The organism is Methylorubrum thiocyanatum, assembly GCA_014138645.1.
In the GTDB taxonomy this organism is placed as follows: Bacteria; Pseudomonadota; Alphaproteobacteria; order Rhizobiales; family Beijerinckiaceae; genus Methylobacterium; species Methylobacterium thiocyanatum.
Genome location: JACJIB010000002.1, coordinates 667,629 through 683,811 on the forward strand (window position 1 = coordinate 667,629; position 16,183 = coordinate 683,811).

Below are 16,183 nucleotides of genomic sequence, written 5' to 3' on the forward strand. Positions count from 1 at the left end.
GACCAGACCGGCGGCTTAGGCGCCGTCGCCCGTTCGCCCGGCCCGTCCGTGCCGCGGACTGATTGCCTTGCACAGCGCCTGCGAGACCTGCTCGGCCGAGTATGGCTTCTGCACGAGTTCGAAGCCGTGCGCGCCTTCAAGAGCGAGGACGTGGCTGTATCCGGAGGTCAGGATCACGGGCAGGTTCGGATGCGTGCGGCGCAGCCGCTTGGCCAGCTCGATCCCGCCCATGCCCGGCATCACGACGTCGGAGAACACCGCCTCGAACGCCGCCCCTTCCGTTCCGAGCGCGTCCAGGGCCTCCTCGGCATTCGCCGCCCAGCGCGTTTCGAATCCGAGATCCTGGAGGATCTGCGTCGCAAATCGGCCGACCTCGACATTGTCCTCGACGACCAGGATCCGCTGGCCCGCTCCGATCGGCGGCGCATCGCCCTCGCTCCCGGTCACCTCCCGATCCTGCACGGCCTCCGTCTCGGGCAGGTAGAGGGTGAAGGTGGTGCCGCGTCCCACGGCGCTCTCGACCGAGACATCGCCGCCGGACTGCTTGGCGAAGCCGAAGACCTGGCTGAGCCCGAGGCCGGTCCCGCGGCCCACCTCCTTGGTCGTGAAGAAGGGCTCGAAGATGCGGCCGATCCGGTCGGGCGGGATGCCCGAGCCGGTATCCGCCAGCGCGATCGCGGCGAACGGCCCGGGCCCACCCGCATGCCCGCGGATCGGCGGCATCGACACCGAGCAGGCGAGCCGCAGCGTCAGGGTCCCCTCCCCCTCCATGGCGTCGCGGGCATTCACCGCCATGTTGATGAGCGCCGTCTCGAACTGGCTGATATCCGCACGCACGAAGCAGAGCGTTTCGAGCCCCTCCGTCACCACCCGGATGCGGGCGCCGGTCACCGTATCGATCATGTCGGCGACGGCACGCAGCCGCGCGGCGACCTCGAACACCTCGGGCTTGAGCGTCTGGCGGCGGGCGAAGGCGAGGAGCTGCCCCGTCAGCTTGGCGGCACGGTCGACCGTCTCGGAGACGGCGTCGAGATAGCGCGCCTTGCGCGCCTCCGGCAGTTCCGGCCGGCGCAGGAAGTCGATGGACGAGCGGATGATGGTGAGCAGGTTGTTGAAGTCGTGGGCCACACCCCCGGTGAGTTGGCCCACCGCCTCCAGCTTCTGCGACTGGCGCAGGGCTTCCTCGGCCTGCCGCTGCTCGGTGATGTCGCGGCCGAAGCCGAAGAGCAGATCCTCCCCCGGCACGACGGTCCAGGAAACGTGGCGCGGCCCGCTTCCCTTGGTGAGGAGGGTCAGCTCGACATCGCCGGAGAGCGGCGTGGCGGCGCGCAGCATCAGGTCGGAGGCGGCCTGCTCCCGCTGCTCCGGGGCGACGAAGTCGAGCAGGTTGCGCCCGACGGTCTCCTGGTCCGTCCAGCCCAGCGAGCGGGTCCAGGACGGATTGACGGACCGGATCTCGCCGTCGTGGCGCGCGACGAACTTCAGGACCGGCGAGAGGTTCCAGATGCGGTCGCGGGCCTTCTCCTGCTCGGCGACCTGCGCCTCGAGCTGCTGCGCCCGCGAGGCGAGCAATTCCTCGGCGTGCTTGCGGCCGGTGATGTCCTGCACGAACACGTAGAGGCCGACGACCTCTCCGGCCTGGTTGCGGCTCGGCATGTAGCGCAGGTCGGCTTCGCGCGGCTGCCCATCCGGCCGCGGCCAGCTTCGCTCGAACTGCACGTCCGATCCGGCCAGGGCCCGTTCGATGTACGGGCGGCGAGCCTCGAACTCTTCGGTGCCGAGAAGGTCGGCGATGGTGCGGCCGACGACCTGCTCGGGCTTGCAGCCGAACCATGTCTGGTAGGCGGCATTGGCGAAGCGATAAGTGAAGCTGCGATCGACGAAGGCGATCAGCCCCGGCATCGCGTCGGCGATCAGGCGGAGCTCCGCCTCCCGTTCGGCGAGTTCGGCTTCCGTCTGCTTCCGGTCGGTGATGTCGATGACGAACTCGAAGCCCCGGCCATCCTCCAGGAGCGTGGCGCCGAACAGGGCCCAGAAGCGCGAGCCGTCCTTGCGGAAATACTGTTTCTCGTAAGGGCTGGTCCGCCCCGTCCGCTTCAGGTCCTCGAAGGCGCGCCAGGATACGTCGAGCCATTCGGGCGGCGTGAGCGCCTGCCAACTGAGCTGCCCGGCCTCCAGATCGCTGCGGCTGTAGCCGCACATGGTCAGGAAGGCATCGTTGGCGTCGAGAAGCCGGCCCTCCAAGTCGAAATAGATGCCGCCCACCATGGCGATGGTGAGCGCTTCCCGCAGACGAGCTTGGCTCGCCGCAAGGGGAGAGGCCGGCAGCGCGCTCGTATCGTGTGGCCGACCGTCCTTTCCCCCGAGTGCCGCGCGCAGGCGCGCATTTTCGGCTTCCAGCGTGGAGACGTGCTGGCGGAGCGCCTCGGCCTCGGCGTCGGTCACGCGCGGCGATCCTGGCTTGAGGGGGCGACGTGGATACGGGCGCCGCTGGCCACGTCGGATTCGGCTGACAAGCGCGGGTCGTCTTGATGCGCCGCGGCGTCGATCTGAGCGTGAATGGGGACGCTCCGATAGCGAGAGGACGGCTCCCAAACCGCTCTTGAAAAAAATTTGACGGCGATAGGCGGGCGCATTGCGTTCCGTCACATAGCAGCGCCGAAGATGTCAATCACGGCCAACCGTTGCGATCAAGACAGAGAGCCGTTGCGACGGGGGAAATCCGAGCTGCGTCTAGACTAACCTAGGTCACGGATCTCGCCGGATGCTGGGCGCCGGTGGTGAAAAGTCTTGAGATACAATCAAATCGCCAGCCTTCGTTGCCCGGTGGGAGTTCGGACCGGCACGAGGCCACCGCCAGCCGCTCGGCGCGGAAGGGCGATGAACGGTCGAAACCAAGGCGGGACCGCCGGGCTCAGCGACGGCCCGCGTCCTGCACGCCGCTCCGCGTTAACCCCGATTCCCGGCACGTCTTCAGCGTCGATTTAATCCCCTTCAGGGACGATGAGCCGCGCCCCCGGCACGCATCGACGCGCGTTTTTGCTGAGAGCCGCGGCGAGCGTCGGGCCATCGAGTGAAGGTGTGTTGATGCGCGTGAACCGAACCTATGGTCCCGAGGAGCGCGCGCTGGTGCTGGAGCGGCAGCGCACGCTCAAAATGGCACGGTCGGCCCACGCCTATGTCCGTGGCAATACGTTGAAGTTCTACGAGTGGCTGGACGGCCTCCCCCGCGGCACCCTGCCGGAGGGGCCGCCGGTCTGGATCTGTGGCGACTGCCATCTCGGCAATCTCGGCCCCCTCGCCGACGCCGACGGTCGCGTCGAGATCCAGATCCGCGATCTCGACCAGACCGTCATCGGCAATCCGACGCACGACCTCGTCCGCCTCGGGCTCTCGCTCGCGAGCGCCGCCCGCGGCTCGGACCTGCCCGGCGTCGTCACGGCGCGGATGCTGGAGGAGATGCTGCTCGGCTACGCCTCCGGCCTCGAAGAGCGGGACACGAACCGGCCGCCCGCCGAGCCGGACGTCGTGCGCTCGGTGCGCCGCCGTGCGCTCGGCCGGCATTGGAAGCATCTCGCGCGGGAGCGCCTCAAGGGCGAGGAGCCCGCCATTCCGCTCGGCCGCAAGTTCTGGGCGCTCGATGCCGAGGAGCGCGAGGCCCTCGATGCCCTCTTCCGGGAAGAGGCGGTGCGCCGCCTCGTGCTGGCGCTGAACGGGCGCAGCGAGGAGGCGGAGATCCGCCTCATCGACGCGGCCTACTGGATGAAGGGCTGCAGCTCGCTCGGCTTCCTTCGCTACGCCACCCTCGTCGGCGTCACCGAGCCCGGGACCAAGCAGCGGCTGGCCCTGGTGGATCTGAAGGAGGCGGTGGAGCCTGCCGCGCCGGCGGCGCCCGATGCGCGGATGCCCTCGGATCCGGCGGAGCGGGTGGTGGAGGGTGCGCGGGCCCTGTCGCCGAATCTCGGCGAACGCATGATGCCGCTGCACCTGCTCGGCAAGTCGGTCGTCATGCGCGAACTCGCGCCCCAGGACCTGAAGCTCGACGTCGATCAGTTCGGCCGTGAAGAGGCGGTGCGGGCGGCGCACTACCTCGCCTACGTGGTCGGCAAGGCGCATGGCCGGCAGATGGACGCGCCGGCCCGACGGGCGTGGCGGGCCGACGTAACCCGCGGCAGTGCGGCGGGCGATGGGACGCCCTCCTGGCTCTGGTCCAGCGTGGTCGAACTCGCCGGCCGCCACGAGGTCGGCTACCTTCAGCATTGCCGCCGCTATGCGGGGCAGCAGGCCGCCTGAAGCCGGGAGGACGCGGCGTCAGAATCGCCGCGTCACCCGTCCGCCGCCGAGGATCAGAGCGGCCGTCGCGGCAACCCCGATCGCGACTCCTGCCGTCGCGAGTGGATGCAGGGTCGCGCGCGTGTAGGCGCTCGTGCGCATCACCGGGACCGGCGGGTCGCCCCGTTCCCGGCCGGCGGACCGCGGCGCGTGCAGGGCGCCCTCCGGGTTCCGCGGCGGCTCCGACCGCTTCTGCAGAGCGATGATGGCCGGCGCGAGTTCGTCGTAGGCCCCCGGTGCGAACTCCTTGCCCATGACGAACAGCTTGCCGCCGCCGCCGACGAAGATGTCCCGTTGCGGGTGAACGGCGGCGCGCAGGATCGCGTTGGCGACCTCCTGCGGCGGGTAGATCGGCGGCGGCAGGGTCGGCTCGCGGTCCATGTAGTTGCGGGCTCTGGCCGGCAGCGGCGTGTCGATGGAGGCGGGTTTCACCAGCGTCACGGAGACCGGCGCCCCCTCTGCCTTCAACTCCATGCGCAGCGTATCGGTGAAGCCCTTCACCGCGTGTTTGGAGGTGGCGTAGAGGCCCTGGAACGGAAAGGCGAGGTCGGAGGCGATGCTACCGACATTGATGATGGCGCCGCCGTGCCGACGCAGGTGCTCGGCGGCGATGAGCGATCCGTAGACCGTGCCCCAGAGGTTGGTGCGGATCAGCCGCTCATGGTCCTCGGGATCGATCTCGCGCAAGGGGCCGTAGACGGTCAGGCCGGCCACGTTCACCCAGGTGTCGAAGCCGCCGAAGGTCGCGACGGCGTGGTCGGCGATCGCCTGGACATCCTCCCGTCGGCCGACATCGGCGGCCACGAACGTGGCACGAGGGCCGAACTCGGCCGCGATCCCGGCGAGCACGTCTCCGCTGCGGGCGGCAAGCACGACCCGGGCGCCGCGCCGCGCCGCCATCCGGGCGGTCGCCAGTCCGATGCCGCTGGACGCTCCCGTGATGACGATGACCTGCTCGCGCAGAGGCTTGTGTCCCATCGTCGGCCCTCTCCTTCCCCGCCGCTCCGATGCGGTGGCGATGGGGGTACGCGCGAGGAGCCGAACTGTTTCGGCCCGCGCTCAAACCGCGCAGGCTAGCCGTTTCACGTCACGTGCTGGCATGGTCCGCGACGTAGCGGCCGAGCGCGCTCGCGGCATTGAGCATGTGCGCGCGCATCCGACGCGCCGCGATGTCGCCGTCGCCCTCGGCGATCGCCTGGAGGATCTCGCCGTGCTCGGCACGCGAGCGCAGGATGCGCTCGCCCTGGCGCAGCTGCGTCCGGCGAAAGGCCGAGAGGCGGGAGCGGATCGCCAGCGCCTGCTCGGCCATGAAGCCGTTATGGGTCGCGCGGTACAGAGCCTCGTGGAAGGCGCGGTTGAGGGCGTCGTAGGTATCGTAGTCCTGCGCCGCGACCGGCACCGCCGATTGCTCGTGAAGGTCCATCAAGGCGCTGAGTTCGAGCGGCGTCATCCGGTAGGTCGCGAGCCGGACGCAAAGGGCCTCGAACTCGGCGGTCGTCTCGAACATCTCCATGATCCGTTCGGGCGTGGTGCGGGCGACGACGACCCCGCGCCGGGGCCGCATCTCGACGAGGCCGTTGGCCGCGAGCTGGCGCAGGGCTTCGCGGACGGGGGTGCGCGAAGCGCCGAAGCGGTCGGCGAGATCCTGCTCGTCGAGGGCGATGCCCGCGGCGAGGACGCCGGCGGCGATCTCGTCCGTCAGTGCGTTGCGGATCTGATCGGAGAGAAGGCCGCGCCCCTCCGGCGTGCCGTCCCTGTCGCCACCATCGCCCACACGCATCATCCCACCAAAGCCCGCACGGCCAGGAACAGAAGCGAAGGGCCGACGAGGCAGCCGATGCCGGTGTGGAAGGTCGCGGTCAACGCCCCGTAGGGAACGAGCTTGGGATCGGTGGCGGCGAGCCCGCCCGCAACGCCGCTGACCGTGCCCATCAGCCCGCCATAGGCCATCGCCGAGCGCGGATTGTCGAGACCGATCAGCCGGGCGACCAGCGGCGTGCCCACCATCACCATCACCGCCTTGGTGACGCCGGTGGCGATGGAAAGCGCCATCACGGTCGAGTCGGCGCCGAGCGCCGCGCCGGTCACGGGGCCGACGATGTAGGTGATGGCCCCCGCGCCGATCGTCGTGATCGACACCGCGTCGTGGTATCCGAAGGCGACCGCCGTCAGGGTTCCGACGAGGAACGGCAGCACCGTGCCGAGCGCCAGCGCCACGACGCCGAGGAGGCCGGCGCGACGCGCCTCGATCACATCCACCTCGAAGGCGGTGGCGACGATGGCGAAGTCGCGCAGCATCGCTCCGCCCATCAGGCCAATGCCGGCCAACGCCGGGATGTCGGCGAGCCCGTGTTTGCCGCCGGTGGCGAGCCCGCCGAGATAGGCCAACACGAGGCCGAGCACGATGGCGATGGCCGAGCCGTGGACCCGGCCGCCGGTGAGGCGCTTGCCGATGACGTTCGACACCAGCATCAGGCCGCCGATGACCGCGAAGGCGGCGACCAGGCTCTGCTCGACGAAGACGTGTTCCAGCATGTGCAGCATGGTCTACCTCCCGCCCGCGGTCGTGGGCCGCACGGGCGATGGCGCTTCGACGTCTCCGGCGATGACGGTAGCCGCCGGCTCGGCCTCGGCACCGTCCCGAGCCGGCCGCCCACCGATGCGTCCGAGCAGGGCGGTCGCGGCGAAGCACAGGAGCACGCTGCCCACGGCCGCGATGATCACGATCGGACCGCCGCTCACCGCCGCGACGACGTTCTGCTGCGCGGCCATGGCCACCACGATCGGGATGTACATGCTCGCCCAGAACTCGACTCCGAGCTTGGTCGCGTGACCGAGCCGGTCGTGCCGCATGAGCCAGATCCGGGCGGCGATCAGCAGCATCATGGCGATGCCGACGCCGCCGACATTGGCCTTCACGCCGAGCAGGATCCCGAGCAGGTCGCCGAGGAACACGCCGACCAGGGTGCAGAGCGCGAGGAGCGCGACACCCAAAACCGTCATCGGACGTCTCCTCGGTGCGAACCCGGCGAACGCGCGGTCGCGCGTTCGTCAATCCGGCGGCCTTCCGTGAGCCGTTTGCATGCAGCGCCCATCGCGCGCCTCCTGCCCGTATTCAGTGATTCGTTTTTGTAGGGCCATCGTATGCAAGATATTGACTTCGACGCAAGAAGGAATACAAAAACCGGAATTAGAACGCCGCATGGCATACGGTGCCGGCCAAGCGGCCGAGGCGTGTATGCGCAGCGAGGCCATCACAGGGAGCGGACCGGATGAGCGGCTGGCGTCGGGAACGGGAAGCCCGCGATGCGCGGATCGAGGCAGGCCGGGCCCATGCCGCGGGCAAGGTCGTGGCGGCCGCGGCCGTGGTCGATCTGCTGGAAGCGATCCTCCGGCCCGGCGACCGAGTCTGCCTCGAGGGCGACAACCAGAAGCAGGCGGATTGCCTCGCGCGGGGCTTGAGCCAGTGCGACCCCGGCCGGGTGCACGACCTGCACATGGTCCAATCCGGCATCGTGCTCCCCGAGCATCTCGACATCTTCGAGCAAGGGATCGCGCGTCGGCTCGACTATTCCTATTCGGGGCCGCAGGGCGGGCGCATCGCCCGGATGCTCTATGGCGGGCAGATCGAGCTCGGGGCGGTGCACACCTATCTCGAGCTGTTCGCCCGCTACTTCGTCGATCTCACGCCGAACGTGGCGCTGATCGCGGGCGTGTCGGCCGATCGCGAGGGCAACCTCTATACCGGGCCGAACACCGAGGACACGCCCACGGTCGTGGAGGCCACCGCCTTCAAGAACGGCATCGTGGTGGCGCAGGTCAACGAGATCGTCGATCGTGTGCCCCGCGTCGACATCCCCGGCGACCGGATCGACTTCGTGGTCGAGGCCGACAAGCCGTTCTACGTCGAGCCGCTCTTCACCCGCGATCCGGCGGCGATGACCGAGACGCAGATCCTGATGGCCATGATGGCGATCAAGGGGATCTACGCCGAGTACGGCATCCGCCGGCTCAATCACGGCATCGGCTTCGGCACGGCGGCGATCGAACTGCTGCTGCCGACCTATGCCGAGCGCCTCGGGCTGAAGGGCGAGATCGCCACCCATTGGGCGCTCAACCCGCACCCGACCCTGATTCCGGCGATCGAGTCGGGCTGGGTGAAACAGGTCCACTGCTTCGGCTCGGAAGTCGGCATGGACCGCTACATCCGCGAGCGCTCCGACATCTTCTTCACCGGTGCCGACGGCTCGCTCCGCTCCAACCGCGCCTTCTGCCAGACCGCCGGCCTCTACGCCTGCGACCTGTTCATCGGCTCGACCCTGCAGATCGACCTGAGCGGTCATTCCTCGACGGTGACGCAGAACCGCGTGGCGGGTTTCGGCGGCGCTCCCAACATGGGCTCGGACCCGCACGGCCGGCGCCATCCCTCCGACACCTGGATGAAGGCGGGCCGCGAGGCGCAGGTGACCGGCGACCCCGCCCTGATGCGCGGGCGCAAGCTCGTGGTGCAGATCGTCGAGACCTTCGGCGAGGGACTGGTGCCGGCCTTCGTCGAGCGGCTCGACGCGCTGGAACTGGCCAAGAAGATCGGCCTCGAACTCGCACCGGTGATGGTCTACGCCGACGACGTCACCCACATCGTCACCGAGGAAGGCATCGCCAACCTTCTCCTGTGCCGCACCGCCGACGAGCGTGAACAGGCGATCCGAGGGGTGGCCGGCTACACCGAGATCGGCCGCGGACGCGACCGGGCCATGGTCGAGCAACTGCGCCAGCGCGGCATCGTGCGCCGCCCGGAGGATCTCGGCATCGAACCCCTCGACGCCGACCGCTCCCTGCTCGCGGCGAAGTCGATCAAGGATCTCGTGCACTGGTCGGGCGGGCTCTACGAGCCGCCGGCCAAGTTCCGGAACTGGTGAGGCCGCGATGGAAAAGCTCAGCTTCCGACACACGACGCAAAAAGCCCTGCCCGGTGCGAAGGCGCAGGCCATCACCGGCGTCGTCGCCTCCGGCAACCTCGAAGTGCTGCTGGAGCGCGCGCTGCCAGCGACCGAATGCACGGTCGAGATCGAGACGCCGATCCGCGGCTACGGCGACGTGTGGGCGGCGGTGGTGGCCGACTTCGTCGCCCGCGCCCAGCCCGGGGGCCTGCGCATCACGGTCAACGATGGCGGCGCCCGCCCCGACACCGTGTCCCTGCGCCTGCTCCAGGGCGCCCGGCTGATGGAGGTCTGAGGATGAGCGAACGGATCATCGACCCCGCCGCCAGGGGCTGGGCCACCAGTTGGTACGAGGCGAGCGCCCGCGCCCGCATCGACGGCTTCCTCGACGCCGGATCGTTCCGCGAGATCATCGGCCCCGAGCAGCGCCGGATGAGTCCGCACCTGCCGCTGTTCGACCTGCCGCGTGCCTTCGACGACGGCATGATCATCGGATCGGGCCGCCTCGACGGCAAGCCGGTGCTCGTCGCCGCGCAGGAGGGCCGCTTCATGGGCGGCGCCTTCGGCGAGGTGCACGGCGCCAAGCTCGTCGGCCTGCTCCGCGCCGCCCTGCCGCTGAATCCTGACGCGGTGCTGATCCTTTTCGATACCGGCGGCGTGCGTCTCCAGGAAGCCAATGCCGGTGAGACCGCCATCGCCGAGGTGATGCGGGCGATCACGCAGGTGCGCGCGGCCGGCGTACCGGTGATCGGACTGATCGGCGGGCGGGCCGGCGCCTATGGCGGCGGCGGGCTGATCGCCGGCACCTGCTCGCGGCTCGTGGTCTCCGAGAGCGGGCGCATCTCCGTCTCGGGGCCGGAGGTGATCGAGACCAACAAGGGCGCCGAGGAGTTCGACTCCCGCGACCGCGCCCTGGTCTGGCGCACCATGGGCGGCAAGCACCGCCGGCTCACCGGAGGCGCCGACGCCTTCGCCGACGACACGGTCGAGGCGTTCCGGCAGGCAGCGCTCGACGCGATCGCGCGCGCGCCCGCCTTCGACCTGACCACCCTTGAGGCCGAGCAGAGGCGGCTCGAAGAGCGCCTCGCCCGCTTCGGCGATTGCCGCGACGCCACCGAGATCTGGACGCGGCTCGGCGTGAACGACCCGGAGGCGGTGCCGGCGCTGAGCACGGCCGACTTCGACGCCCTGCTCGCCAATCTCGGGGAGACGACCCATGACGCTCGTTGAGATCCTCGCTGCGCTGTTTCCCGAGGGCCATTCCGTCACCGTCACGGACGGTCTCGTCAGCGGCGAGGGCCCGTTCCGGGGCGGCCGGCTCGCGGTGATCGGCATCGACGGCGACACGGCGCTCGGCGTCGACGGCGCCTGCCGCCTCGCGCGCGACGTCCTCGATGTGGTGCGCCGGGGCGATCGAACGCCGATCCTCGTGGCGATCGATTCCGACAGCCAGCGCATGAGCCGGCGCGACGAGTTGCTCGGCCTCAACGAATATCTCGCCCACCTCGCCAAGACGCTGCTGCTCGCCGATGCGAAGGGCCATCCCACGCTCGGCCTGATCTACGGCCACTCGGCGGCGGGCGCCTTCATCGCCACGGCGCTGGCGACGCGCGCCCTCGTCGGCCTGCCGGGGGCGAACCCCAGCGTGATGGACCTGCCGTCGGTCGCCCGCGTCACCAAGCTGCCGCTCGACCGGCTCGAGGCGATGGCCAAGGACACGCCGGTCTTCGCGCCGGGCCTCGACAACATGGTGCGCACCGGCGCGGTGCAGGCGGTGCTCGACCCCGACCGGCCGCTCGCGGAGCAGATCGCCGCCGTGATCGACGCGCTCCCGGCGGACGACATCCGCGATCAGGCCGGACGCGCGCGCGGCGGACGCCCCGTCGCGGAGGAGATCGCAGCGCAGGTGGTACGGGACGCGCGCCTTGGCTGAGGCCTACCGGCGCCACGACCTCCTCGACGTGGAGCCGGGCGCTTGGGGAGCGGCTTTGTCCGAACGGCCGGACCTTGCCGAGGCGCCGCATGTGGCGGCCTGGGTGGAGGACGGGCGCCCGGTCATCCTGCGCCGCTCGTATCCGGGTGAGGCGCCACGGCTCGTACCGGTCGGCCTGCCCCTGCCGCCCCGCGACGGCAAGCGCCGCATCGGCCTCACGCTTCCGCCCGAGGCGGTCCGCCCGCGTCGTCCCCTGGACTTGTCGGACACGCGCCATGCCTGCCCGCCAGCCTGGAGCGAGACGGTGGAGGCGGCCATCGCGCTCGGCGAACGCCTCGGCCTCGCGCCGCGCCCCTTCGGCAGCCTGCTCTGGCAGAGCCTGACCGGCCTGCCTTATCTGTCGGACCGCTCGGATCTCGACCTGCTCTGGCCGATCGCCGGGGCGGTGCCGCCTGCGCTCCTCGACGGCCTCGCCGCGATCGGGGCGCGGGCACCGATGCGCCTCGACGGTGAGATTCTCCTCGCCAACGGCGGCGGCGTGAACTGGCGCGAACTCGACACCGCCGGTCCGCGCGGCACGGTCCTCGTCAAGCACCGCGATCGCCTTGCCCTGCGCGAGGCCGCTGCCATCCTCGCGGGAGATCCGGAATGAGCCCGCTCTCCGCGCGCCTTGTGCGTTCGCCCGAGGACGATCCCTGCCCGAGGGAGGCGGTGATCGCCCGGATCGCCGCCCGTGCCCTGCGGCTCGAACTCGAGACCTATCCGAAGCCCGGCCTCGTCAGCCACGTCGATGCGGGCAGTCACACCGACATGGATGCGGGCACCTTCCGCGCGAGCACCGCGGCGGTCGCGCCCTTCTTCCGCGCGCTCGTGGGTGCCGGGGCGGCGGGTGCGGCGATGCCGGCCCTGCGCCGCATCGGTCTCGATGCGGAGGTGGCGATGCGGGTGGCGACCGGTGGCGTGAACACCCATCGCGGCGCGATCTTCGGGCTCGGTCTCCTCTGCGCCGCCGCGGGCGCCCTGCCCAGGCCCGCGGCCGGGGCGCTCGGCGGCTTCGTGCGTGAACGCTACGGCGCGGCGATCCTCGACGGTCCGGTTCTGCTGCACGCCGCGGGCGCGCGGGTACGCCGCCGCCACGGCGTCGGCGGCGCCCCGGCCGAGGCCGCTGCGGGCTTCCCGAGCGTCTACCGCATCGGCCTGCCGGCCCTGCGCCGCGGCCGCGCGGCCCAACCCTGCGACGAGGAGGCCGCCCGCGTCGAAACCTGCCTCGCCCTGATCGCCCATGTCGAGGACACGAACCTTCTGCACCGGGGCGGCCCCGACGGTCTTGCCTTCGCGCGGGACGAGGCCGCCCGCTTCATCGGCGAGGGCGGCGTGGCGCAGCCGGATTGGCGTGACCGCGCCGAGGCGCTGCACCGCGCCTTCGTCGCCCGCCGTCTCAGCCCCGGCGGCAGCGCCGACCTGCTCGCCATGACGGTGTTCGTGGATGCCATCGAGGCGGCGCCGTGACGCTGGCGGTCCTCCTGTCCGGCCAGGGCGGCCAGCATCCGGGCATGTTCGACCTCACGGCCGACAGGCCCGCGGCCGCACCGGTCTTCGCGGCGGCCGAGCGCATCCTCGGCCGCGACCCGCGCAACCTCGTGCGCGAGCCGGGGGCGGACCTGCACGGCAACCGCACCGGGCAGATCCTCTGCTGCGTCGCCGCGCTTGCCGGCTGGACCATTGTTGAGGCGGCGGGCGCCGTCCGCACCGTCGTCGCCGGCTACAGCATCGGCGACCTCGCCGCCTGGGGCTGCGCCGGCCGCTTCGACGCGGCGGCGATCCTGCGCCTGGCCGCCGCCCGCGCCGAGGCCATGGACGCGGCCGCGGGCGATGGTGCCGGGCTCGCCGGCATCCGCGGGATCCGCCTCGCGGAGATCGAGGCCATCGCCGGGCGTTACGGCGCCCATCTCGCGATCCGCAACGCCGACGACAGCGCCGTCGTCGGCGGTCCGCGCCCGGCCCTGGAGGACATCTGCGCGGCCGCCCGCGCGGCCGGCGCGCAACGGGCCGTGATCCTGTCGGTGCGGACGCCCTCGCACACGCCGCTCCTGCGCGAAGCGAGCCGGCACTTCGCCGACGCGCTCGCCGCGGAGCACCCGCAGCGCCCTCCCCGCGGGGCACCGCGGCTCCTCAGCGGGCTCGACGGCGCGCCCGTCTTCGATGCCGGGGCCGGCCTCTCGAAGCTCGCGGACCAGATCTCGCAGACCATCGACTGGGCCGCATGCCTGACCGCCTGCCGGGAATATGGCTGCGACACTGTGCTGGAACTCGGCCCCGGTCACGCCCTCGCCACCATGGCCCGGAACGCCCTCCCCGGCGCGCGGGTCCATGCGCTCGAAGAGTTCCGCTCCGCCATCGGCGTCGCGCAATGGATCGGCGCCACCTGATCGAAATCGGATCGCCGAACAGACGCCACCCGGCATCCGACCGACCCACACTGTTCCATCTACCGCCCATCCCGCCCCTGCCGGTGAGCGTCGTTTCGACGCCTGCCGGGAGACTGATGCGGGCGAGACTCGTTGCCACTCGTTCGAGAGGCACGTTGCGCGACCGGACGGGCATGGCACCGCCGGAAACGCATCGGATGCGCGGAGACGATCGCAATGGATCAGGCCGGCGTCGCGAAGGACGGCATCATCGGGCATCCGCATGTCCGGATCGAGGGCCGTGCCAAGGTCACGGGAGCCGCGCTCTACGCATCCGATCGCCGGGGTGAAGGCGGGTCTGAGCCTGATGCGGCCCATGCCGCACTCGTCACCAGCACGATCGCACGCGGCCGGATCCTCGGCTTCGATCTCCCCACGGCGGCGCAGGCGCCGGATCTCCTGGCGATCTTCACGCATCGTGATTTCGGCGGCGAGATCGCGTCGGTCCCGCACCTGATGGCGGGCGGCTACGCCAATTCCTCGCATCTCCCGCTCGGGTCTGACCGCGTCGCCTATACGGGTCAGATCGTGGCCCTCGTCGTCGGTCGGACGCCGGAGGCGGCGGCTCAGGCGGCCGCACTGGTCCGCGTGCGCTACGCACCGGAGCCCGCTGCCGCGAGCTTCGACGATCCCGGCTCCGAGACCGTGCGGCTCGCCGATCTCAAGGCTCATCACGAGGATATCGCTGTCGGCGATACCGAGATCGGCTGGAGGGAGGCCCCGGCACGGATCGAGGCGCGTTACACGACGCCGATCCAGCACCACAATCCGATCGAGCTGTTCACCACCCGGTGCGCCTGGGACGGCGGCCGCCTCACCGTGCACGAGCCGAGCCGCTACATCGGCGCGGTTCGTCACGGGCTCGCAGCACAGCTCGGCCTTGACCCGGCCCAGATCCGGGTCGTCTCCGGATTGATCGGCGGGCATTTCGGTTCGAAGTTCGCGCTCTCGCAGCACACCGCCCCCGTGGCGCTCGCCGCCAAGCGTCTCGGTTGTCCGGTCTCGCTGGTGCCGACGCGGCGGCAATGCTTCACCATCGCCAACTACCGTCCCGAGACGCGCCACGACATCCGACTCGCCGCCGACCGCGACGGACGGTTCACGAGCCTCGTGCACGAGGCTGAGGTCATCGCCTCACGCTTCGATCCCTTCGCGATGGAGGGCGCGGACGTGACCGCGAGCCTTTATGCCTGCCCGGCGATCCGCACGGAGGAGCGGGCGGTGCGGGTGGATCGCAACACGCCCGGTCCGATGCGGGCGCCGCCCGAGGTGCCGTATCTGTTCGCGTTGGAGAGCGCGGTCGATGAGCTGGCGTGGCGGCTCGGCCTCGATCCGATCGAACTGCGCCGCCGCAACGACACCGCCCGCGATCCGGTCTCGGGCAAGCCGTTCTCCAGCCGGCCTCTGATGGCCTGCTTCGATGCCGGGGCCGCTGCCTTCGACTGGAAGCGACGTGCGCCGCAACCCGGGACGATGCGGGAGGGCGCGTGGCGCGTCGGCCTCGGCTGCGCCGCATCGGTCCGGCCCGTGAAGATCGCCGCGGCGACCCTGCGGCTGCGGCTCTTCGCGGATGGTTCGGCGGAGATCGGATGCGCCCATCACGAGATCGGCAACGGCATCACCACCCTGTTGGCGATGGGGGCGGCCGAACGGCTCGGCCTGCCGGTGGAGCGGGTGCGGGTGCAACTCGGCGACACCGATCTGCCTGCGGCCGGCCTTTCGGGGGGATCGAGTACGACGACGAGCCTGATGAACGCCCTCGCCCTCGCCTGCGAGCAGGTGCGGGCGCGGTTAGCGCAAACGGCCGTCGCGCCGGACCGTCCGTTCGCCGGGAGGGATCCGGCCGGCTTTCGTCTGGCCGACGGCCGGCTCGCCGCATCCGACGGGCGCGGGCTTTCCCTTGCCGATGCGGTCCGCTTCATCGACCCGATCCGCGTCGAGACGCTCGCCGAGTTCGTCCCGCCGGACAGCCTGCCGGACGCGCTGGAAACCCTGCGCGCCGGTCGTATCGGCCTGACGACCGGGGGCGATGCGCTGAATTGGGCGTTCGGGGCGCAGTTCGCCGAGGTGCATATCCATGCCGAGACCGGTGAGATCCGGGTGCCGCGGCTCACCGGCGCCTTCGCGGCCGGGCGCATCCTCAATCCGCTGACCGCGCGCAGCCAGCTTGTCGGCGGCATGATCTGGGGCCTGGGTTCGGCCCTGCTGGAGGAAACCGTCCTCGACGGCCCCGCCTACCGCAATCCCGACCTCGCCGAGTATCTCGTGCCGACCGCCATGGATGTCGGGGCGATCGAGGCCGTCCTCGTGCCCGATCTCGACGAGACCGTGAATCCGCTCGGGATTAAGGGGCTGGGCGAACTCGGCATCATCGGCGTCAACGCGGCGATCGCGAATGCGGTCTACCATGCCGCCGGCCGGCGCATCCGCGAGCTTCCGATCCGCATCGACGATATGATTTAGTCTTGCTCGCACACCGTTCCGGGCGCGGTCGCCCGTGTTGATCGAGC

General features: G+C 70.8%; 14 protein-coding genes. 9 read left to right on the forward strand and 5 right to left on the reverse strand.

The genetic code is table 11. The features are described from left to right. Nucleotides 1–15: 15 nt before the first annotated feature. Nucleotides 16–2,445: a hybrid sensor histidine kinase/response regulator gene (locus tag HNR51_RS06920; RefSeq protein ID WP_182554426.1), complete on the reverse strand. Its 2,430-nt coding sequence runs from the start codon at nucleotides 2,443–2,445 to the stop codon at nucleotides 16–18. A gap of 642 nt (nucleotides 2,446–3,087) precedes the next feature. Here HNR51_RS06920 and HNR51_RS06925 point away from each other — a divergent pair. Further along, nucleotides 3,088–4,293, forward strand: a complete 1,206-nt coding sequence (locus HNR51_RS06925) for a DUF2252 family protein (RefSeq protein ID WP_182554427.1) — start codon at nucleotides 3,088–3,090, stop codon at nucleotides 4,291–4,293. An 18-nt stretch (nucleotides 4,294–4,311) separates the two neighbouring features. On the opposite strand, the gene HNR51_RS06930 is transcribed toward HNR51_RS06925, so the two are convergent. The 4 genes from HNR51_RS06930 to madL form a co-directional block, all read right to left on the reverse strand. Beyond that, nucleotides 4,312–5,310 carry an SDR family oxidoreductase gene (locus HNR51_RS06930; RefSeq protein ID WP_182554428.1) on the reverse strand — a complete coding sequence of 333 codons (999 nt, stop codon included), beginning with the start codon at nucleotides 5,308–5,310 and terminating at the stop codon, nucleotides 4,312–4,314. Between the two features lie 109 nt (nucleotides 5,311–5,419). Further along, a complete protein-coding gene (locus tag HNR51_RS06935; protein WP_041370909.1) occupies nucleotides 5,420–6,112 on the reverse strand; it encodes a GntR family transcriptional regulator in 693 nt (230 codons plus the stop codon). Next, nucleotides 6,112–6,876: a malonate transporter subunit MadM gene (madM, locus tag HNR51_RS06940; RefSeq protein ID WP_141949660.1), complete on the reverse strand. Its 765-nt coding sequence runs from the start codon at nucleotides 6,874–6,876 to the stop codon at nucleotides 6,112–6,114. Before madM ends, HNR51_RS06935 begins: the two co-directional genes overlap by 1 nt. Before the next feature lie 3 nt (nucleotides 6,877–6,879). Continuing rightward, entirely contained in the window at nucleotides 6,880–7,335 is a 456-nt protein-coding gene (gene madL, locus HNR51_RS06945; protein ID WP_182554429.1) for a malonate transporter subunit MadL, read from the reverse strand. A gap of 269 nt (nucleotides 7,336–7,604) precedes the next feature. On the opposite strand from madL, the gene mdcA reads away from it, so the two are divergent. From mdcA to HNR51_RS06985, 8 genes are all read left to right on the forward strand, one after another. Next, a complete protein-coding gene (gene mdcA / locus HNR51_RS06950) occupies nucleotides 7,605–9,251 on the forward strand; it encodes a malonate decarboxylase subunit alpha (RefSeq protein WP_182554430.1) in 1,647 nt (548 codons plus the stop codon). Between the two features lie 7 nt (nucleotides 9,252–9,258). Then, nucleotides 9,259–9,567: a malonate decarboxylase acyl carrier protein gene (mdcC, locus tag HNR51_RS06955; protein WP_012452008.1), complete on the forward strand. Its 309-nt coding sequence runs from the start codon at nucleotides 9,259–9,261 to the stop codon at nucleotides 9,565–9,567. A gap of 2 nt (nucleotides 9,568–9,569) precedes the next feature. Next, nucleotides 9,570–10,502, forward strand: a complete 933-nt coding sequence (locus HNR51_RS06960; protein WP_182554431.1) for a biotin-independent malonate decarboxylase subunit beta — start codon at nucleotides 9,570–9,572, stop codon at nucleotides 10,500–10,502. Next, a complete protein-coding gene (gene mdcE, locus HNR51_RS06965) occupies nucleotides 10,489–11,205 on the forward strand; it encodes a biotin-independent malonate decarboxylase subunit gamma (RefSeq protein ID WP_182554432.1) in 717 nt (238 codons plus the stop codon). Before HNR51_RS06960 ends, mdcE begins: the two co-directional genes overlap by 14 nt. After that, nucleotides 11,198–11,857, forward strand: a complete 660-nt coding sequence (gene mdcG / locus HNR51_RS06970) for a malonate decarboxylase holo-[acyl-carrier-protein] synthase (RefSeq protein ID WP_182554433.1) — start codon at nucleotides 11,198–11,200, stop codon at nucleotides 11,855–11,857. Before mdcE ends, mdcG begins: the two co-directional genes overlap by 8 nt. Continuing rightward, a complete protein-coding gene (gene mdcB, locus HNR51_RS06975; RefSeq protein WP_182554434.1) occupies nucleotides 11,854–12,714 on the forward strand; it encodes a triphosphoribosyl-dephospho-CoA synthase MdcB in 861 nt (286 codons plus the stop codon). Before mdcG ends, mdcB begins: the two co-directional genes overlap by 4 nt. Beyond that, the gene (locus HNR51_RS06980; protein WP_182554435.1) at nucleotides 12,711–13,634 is read left to right on the forward strand and encodes an acyltransferase domain-containing protein; all 924 of its coding nucleotides are present in this window, start codon (nucleotides 12,711–12,713) and stop codon (nucleotides 13,632–13,634) included. Before mdcB ends, HNR51_RS06980 begins: the two co-directional genes overlap by 4 nt. 216 nt (nucleotides 13,635–13,850) lie before the next feature. Then, nucleotides 13,851–16,136, forward strand: coding sequence for a xanthine dehydrogenase family protein molybdopterin-binding subunit (locus tag HNR51_RS06985; RefSeq protein ID WP_182554436.1), 2,286 nt, complete (start codon nucleotides 13,851–13,853; stop codon nucleotides 16,134–16,136). Nucleotides 16,137–16,183: the final 47 nt, after the last annotated feature.

Coding starts and splice junctions, on each gene's coding strand:
- madM (WP_141949660.1), bottom strand. CDS start 6,876: ATGCTGCACATGCTGGAACACGTCTTCGTCGAGCAGAGCCTGGTCGCC.
- mdcE (WP_182554432.1), top strand. CDS start 10,489: ATGACGCTCGTTGAGATCCTCGCTGCGCTGTTTCCCGAGGGCCATTCC.
- madL (WP_182554429.1), bottom strand. CDS start 7,335: ATGACGGTTTTGGGTGTCGCGCTCCTCGCGCTCTGCACCCTGGTCGGC.
- HNR51_RS06985 (WP_182554436.1), top strand. CDS start 13,851: ATGGATCAGGCCGGCGTCGCGAAGGACGGCATCATCGGGCATCCGCAT.
- mdcA (WP_182554430.1), top strand. CDS start 7,605: ATGAGCGGCTGGCGTCGGGAACGGGAAGCCCGCGATGCGCGGATCGAG.
- HNR51_RS06925 (WP_182554427.1), top strand. CDS start 3,088: ATGCGCGTGAACCGAACCTATGGTCCCGAGGAGCGCGCGCTGGTGCTG.
- mdcB (WP_182554434.1), top strand. CDS start 11,854: ATGAGCCCGCTCTCCGCGCGCCTTGTGCGTTCGCCCGAGGACGATCCC.
- HNR51_RS06930 (WP_182554428.1), bottom strand. CDS start 5,310: ATGGGACACAAGCCTCTGCGCGAGCAGGTCATCGTCATCACGGGAGCG.
- HNR51_RS06935 (WP_041370909.1), bottom strand. CDS start 6,112: ATGCGTGTGGGCGATGGTGGCGACAGGGACGGCACGCCGGAGGGGCGC.
- mdcC (WP_012452008.1), top strand. CDS start 9,259: ATGGAAAAGCTCAGCTTCCGACACACGACGCAAAAAGCCCTGCCCGGT.
- HNR51_RS06960 (WP_182554431.1), top strand. CDS start 9,570: ATGAGCGAACGGATCATCGACCCCGCCGCCAGGGGCTGGGCCACCAGT.